1 protein-coding gene is annotated in these 1,647 nt (G+C 49.5%); it reads right to left on the bottom strand.

Annotation, left to right across the window (positions count from 1 at the left end; translation table 11 throughout):
* The coding region (locus tag O3644_RS10005; RefSeq protein ID WP_371595636.1) for a hypothetical protein at positions 1 to 1,647 on the bottom strand (1,647 nt) is incomplete at both ends.

The raw sequence follows: 1,647 nt of genomic DNA, 5'->3' as shown, positions 1-1,647 counted from the left end.
GCACCAGCTTGAGTACAAGCCTCAGTGCGTCAATTAGTGCGTCAGATTCAGCAAGCACAAGTTTGAGCACCAGCCTCAGTGCCTCACTTAGCGCGTCAGACTCAGCAAGCACAAGCTTGAGCACGATCCTCAGTGCATCAATCAGTGCAAGCGACTCAGCAAGTACCAGCTTGAGTACTAGTCTAAGTGCATCAATCAGTGCGTCAGATTCAGCAAGCACCAGCTTGAGCACAAGCCTCAGTGCCTCACTCAGCGCGTCAGACTCATCAAGTACAAGTTTGAGCACAAGCCTCAGTGCCTCACTTAGCGCGTCAGACTCAGCAAGTACAAGTTTGAGCACAAGCCTCAGTGCCTCAATCAGTGCCTCAGAGTCAACAAGTACCAGCTTGAGCACGAGCCTCAGTGCCTCACTCAGCGCGTCAGAGTCAACAAGCACCAGCTTGAGTACAAGCCTCAGTGCCTCAATTAGTGCAAGCGACTCAGCAAGTACAAGTTTGAGTACAAGCCTCAGTGCGTCACTTAGTGCAAGCGACTCAGCAAGCACCAGCTTGAGTACAAGCCTCAGTGCGTCACTTAGTGCAAGCGACTCAGCAAGTACAAGTTTGAGCACGAGCCTCAGTGCCTCAATTAGTGCAAGCGACTCAGCAAGTACAAGTTTGAGCACGAGCCTCAGTGCCTCAATTAGCGCCTCAGATTCATCAAGCACCAGCTTGAGTACAAGCCTCAGTGCTTCAATTAGTGCCTCAGAGTCAACAAGTACAAGTTTGAGTACCAGTCTCAGTGCCTCAATTAGTGCATCAGAGTCATCAAGTGCAAGCTTGAGCACAAGTCTCAGTGCCTCAATTAGTGTATCAGAGTCATCAAGTGCAAGCTTGAGCACAAGCCTCAGTGCCTCAATTAGCGCTTCTGATTCATCAAGCACCAGCTTGAGTACAAGCCTCAGTGCCTCAATTAGCGCTTCTGATTCATCAAGCACCAGCTTGAGTACCAGTCTAAGTGCATCACACAGTGCCTCAGAGTCAACAAGTACAAGTTTGAGTACCAGTCTCAGTGCCTCACTTAGTGCAAGCGACTCAGCATCATTGAGCACCAGCCTCAGTGCTTCACTCAGTGCCTCAGATTCAGTAAGTACAAGTTTGAGCACAAGTCTCAGTGCATCACTCAGTGCCTCAGATTCAACAAGCACAAGTTTGAGCACAAGTCTCAGTGCATCACTCAGTGCCTCAGATTCAGCAAGCACCAGCTTGAGTACAAGTCTAAGTGCATCACTCAGTGCCTCAGATTCATCAAGCACCAGCTTGAGCACAAGTCTAAGTGCCTCAATCAGTGCCTCAGATTCAACAAGTACTAGTCTGAGCACCAGCCTCAGTGCCTCAATTAGCGCTTCAGATTCATCAAGCACCAGCTTGAGTACAAGCCTCAGTGCCTCAATTAGCGCTTCAGATTCATCAAGCACGAGCCTGAGCACAAGTCTCAGTGCCTCACTCAGTGCCTCAGATTCATCAAGCACCAGCTTGAGTACAAGCCTCAGTGCCTCAATTAGTGCCTCAGATTCATCAAGCACAAGTTTGAGTACCAGTCTAAGTGCGTCACTTAGTGCAAGCGACTCAGCAAGCACCAGCGTATCCGCTTCAATCAGTGCTAGCC

The sequence above is a fragment of the Streptococcus sp. 27098_8_113 genome (genome assembly GCF_041432545.1).
GTDB lineage: Bacteria > Bacillota > Bacilli > Lactobacillales > Streptococcaceae > Streptococcus.
This window is presented reverse-complemented; position numbering and strand designations above follow the sequence as displayed.